This is a genomic window from Johannesbaptistia floridana, assembly GCF_057440575.1.
On the sequence record NZ_JALKVM010000054.1, the window covers coordinates 1 to 3,825 of the forward strand.

Annotated in this window: 2 protein-coding genes and 1 pseudogene; 2 read left to right on the forward strand and 1 reads right to left on the reverse strand. The window is 43.5% G+C overall.

Annotation, left to right across the window (positions count from 1 at the left end; translation table 11 throughout):
* Positions 1-175: 175 nt before the first annotated feature.
* Both MW688_RS03930 and modA read left to right on the forward strand, forming a co-directional pair.
* Positions 176-514 (forward strand): FeoA family protein, encoded by a 339-nt coding sequence (locus tag MW688_RS03930; RefSeq protein ID WP_486734613.1) that lies wholly within the window; start codon positions 176-178, stop codon positions 512-514.
* Positions 515-679: 165 nt separating this feature from the next.
* The gene (modA, locus tag MW688_RS03935; protein WP_486734614.1) at positions 680-1,522 is read left to right on the forward strand and encodes a molybdate ABC transporter substrate-binding protein; all 843 of its coding nucleotides are present in this window, start codon (positions 680-682) and stop codon (positions 1,520-1,522) included.
* Between the two features lie 258 nt (positions 1,523-1,780).
* Here the strand turns inward: modA and MW688_RS03940 are convergent.
* Positions 1,781-3,825: pseudogene (locus MW688_RS03940) on the reverse strand (NB-ARC domain-containing protein); the annotation flags it as partial.

Here is a 3,825-nt window from a genome sequence, read left to right on the forward strand (position 1 = left end):
TCCCTGCTCCGGTGCTCCCTGCTCCGGTGCTCCCTGCTCCGGTGCTCCCTGCTCCCTGCTCCGGTGCTCCCTGCTCCGGTGCTCCCTGCTCCGGTGCTCCCTGCTCCCTGCTCCCCCTCTCCCCCTCTCCCCCTCTCCCGGTGCTCATTAACTACTATGGAGGTTAGCTTTAAAAATGTTCACTCAAGGTTTTTCTGTTTATTATTCTCCCTTAAATTTCCTCACAACTAAAACCCAAGGTATTATCGTTGCCATTAGAAATCAAGATAACCAAATTATTAAAAATCTTTTAGCAATGGGTGTTGATAAAGGAATACAAATTACCCTAGAAGAAACTTTTCCTGCCTTTGTTATTAGAGTAGGTCAAACTCAAATTACGATTGATAAGGAAATCGCTAGTTCAATTAAGGTTAAAGTTTTATCAAATTCTGATAAGTTTTCAAAAATAAAAGTGAGGGGTGGCAACAAAGCATCAAGTTATTCGTTTCCCAGATTTAAAATTCCGGGTTGGTAAATGATTGCTAATACCTGGTGAGAAAACAAAGAGAAGAATGTGAAGGAAACATCTAATCACAGGAACAAAAAATGTACCTCATGAGTATGGGAATTGCTATATAAAAATTAGCTATTAGTTATTTATTATTAGTTTATTATTATCGATAATTTTTGGAGTTCAATTATGAAAATAAATAAAAAAGTATTCAGATTTTTAACCATCAGTATTATTACATTACTATTAGTATTTGGATGGAATCGCTTTAACAATATTCAACTAGAATATCCTAGTCAAGCTAGTCAACAAACTCAAATAACTATATCAGCCGCAGCCAGTCTAAAAAATGTAATGGAAGAAATAGAACCTCTTTACAAACAGGAACATCCCAGCACTAAAATTATTTATAATTTTGCCTCTTCAGGTTCATTACAAAGACAAATAGAACAGGGAGCACCAGTAGATGTATTTATTTCTGCGGCGAGTGACAAAATGGATAATTTAGAAAAACAGGGTTTACTCTTGACAGAAACTCGTCGAGATTTATTAAAAAATCAAATGGCTTTAGTTGTTCCTAAAAATAGAAACAAAAATGCTCTTAAAGTTGATGATTTTAAAGATTTAGTCAGCAAAGAAATAACAACTATTGCCTTAGGAGAAACAAATAGTGTTCCTGCGGGAAAATATGCCCAAGAAATATTAACTTCTTTCCAAATTGCTGACCCAGTTAATTCTAAAGCTGTTTATACTAAAGATGTTCGCCAAGTTCTCCATTACGTTGCTACAGGGAATGTTGATGCTGGTATAGTTTATCTTACCGATGCTCAAATATCTAATCAAGTAGAAATAGTTGCGATCGCCTCAGAAACTAGCCATTCTCCTATAACTTATCCGATTGCTGTTATCAAAAATACTCCTAATCTTGAAGCAGCGATTGAATTTACGGAGTTTTTAACTAAACCTCAAGCCCAAGGGATTTTTCATAATTATGGATTTACTTCAGGTGAACAATCTCTCCCCAATCCGTGAAGTGGCACGCAGATTTTGATATCATGTCCGCTTATACTCAGATCTTGCATCTTTACCCAAAGTTACTTGTGGTGGTGGAATTCGCGCCTTCTAAATTCTAAATTCGCGCCTTCTAAATTCGCGCCTTCTAAATTCTACATTCTAAATTCTACATTCTAAATTCTACATTCTAAATTCTACATTCTAAATTCTACATTCTAAATTCTAAATTCTACATTCTAAATTCTACATTCTAAATTCTACATTCCCCTAATAGCATCACTTCCACCATCGACTAACATCATTGATGGCTATGGTTATTTCTCTAAGGGCTTCAATTCCTCCAAATTTGATAACTGTAGAAGCTAGGTTAGAAATATTTTGCAAGAAATGAGGGCGATTAAGAGTAGCCAAAGCATGAAGTATTTTTATAAAAAAAAATGCTTCCTCTACAGATATAGAAGTCAATCCAAGGACTAACTCTGATAAGGCTGTAGCTCGTTTGTATTCATATCCAAGGGCACGGGCGGCTTCTAATGCCTCGGGTAACAATTCAGGGAAATGGGGGGCTAACCCAGATAAGGCTTCTGCTCGTTTGTCTTCATCTCCAATGCCTCGGGCGGCTTCTAATGCCTCGGGTAACAATTCAGGGAAATGGGGGGCTAACCCAGATAAGGCTGTAGCTCGGTAGTTTTCATCTCCAATGCCTCGGGCCGCTTCTAATGCGGAGGGTAACAATTCACGAGGTAAATGGGGGGCTAACCCTGATAAGGCTGTAGCTCGGTAGTTTTCATCTCCAATGCCTCGGGCCGCTTCTAATGCGGAGGGTAACAATTCACGAGGTAAATGGGGGGCTAACCCTGATAAGGCTCTTGCTCGGTAGTCTTCATATCCAATGCCTCGGGCGGCTTCTAATGCCTCGGCTAACAATTCTGGAGGTAAATGGGGGGCTAACTCAGATAAGGCCCTAGCTCGGTAGTCTTCATATCCAATGCCGCGGGCGGCTTCTAATGCCTCGGCTAACAATTCTGGAGGTAAATGGGGGGTTAACCCTGATAAGGCCCTAGCTCGGTTGTTTTCATATCCAATGCCTCGGGCGGCTTCTAACGCTTCAGGTAACAATTCAGGGAAATGGGGGGCTAACTCTGATAAGGCCCAAGCTCGGTGGTCTTCATCTCCAATGCCTCGGGCGGCTTCTAATGCTTCAGGTAACAATTCAGGGAAATGGGGGGCTAACCCAGATAAGGCTCTTGCTCGGTAGTCTTCATATCCAATGCCTCGGGCGGCTTCTAATGCCTCGGGTAACAATTCAGGAGGTAAATGGGGGGCTAACCCTGATAAGGCCCTAGCTCGGTAGTCTTCATATCCAATGCCGCGGGCGGCTTCTAATGCCTCGGCTAACAATTCTGGAGGTAAATGGGGGGTTAACCCTGATAAGGCCCTAGCTCGGTTGTTTTCATCTCCAATGCCTCGGGCCGCTTCTAATGCGGAGGGTAACAATTCACGAGGTAAATGGGGGGCTAACCCAGATAAGGCTCTTGCTCGGTAGTCTTCATATCCAATGCCTCGGGCGGCTTCTAATGCCTCGGCTAACAATTCTGGAGGTAAATGGGGGGCTAACTCTGATAAGGCCCTAGCTCGCTTGTTTTCATCTCCAATGCCTTGGGCGGCTTCTAATGCGGAGGGTAACAATTCAGGGAAATGGGGGGCTAACCCTGATAAGGCTTCTGCTCGGTTGTATTCATCTCCAATGCCTCGGGCGGCTTCTAATGCGGAGGGTAACAATTCACGAGGTAAATGGGGGGCTAACTCTGATAAGGCACTAGCTCGGTAGTATTCATATCCAATGCCTCGGGCGGCTTCTAATGCGGAGGGTAACAATTCACGAGGTAAATGGGGGGCTAACTCTGATAAGGCACTAGCTCGGTAGTATTCATATCCAATGCCTCGGGCGGCTTCTAATGCGGAGGGTAACAATTCACGAGGTAAATGGGGGGCTAACCCTGATAAGGCCCTAGCTCGGGCGTTTTCATCTCCAATGCCTCGGGCGGCTTCTAATGCGGAGGGTAACAATTCAGGAGGTAAATGGGGGGCTAACTCTGATAAGGCCCTAGCTCGCTTGTTTTCATCTCCAATGCCTTGGGCGGCTTCTAACGCTTCAGGTAACAATTCAGGGAAATGGGGGGCTAACTCTGATAAGGCCCAAGCTCGGTGGTCTTCATCTCCAATGCCTCGGGCGGCTTCTAATGCTTCAGGTAACAATTCAGGGAAATGGGGGGCTAACCCTGATAAGGCCCTAGCTCGGGCGTTTTCATTTCCAATGC

Excerpts from the sequence above, each read along its gene's own strand:
- MW688_RS03930 (WP_486734613.1), top strand. The coding sequence starts at position 176 with ATGTTCACTCAAGGTTTTTCTGTTTATTATTCTCCCTTAAATTTCCTC.
- modA (WP_486734614.1), top strand. The coding sequence starts at position 680 with ATGAAAATAAATAAAAAAGTATTCAGATTTTTAACCATCAGTATTATT.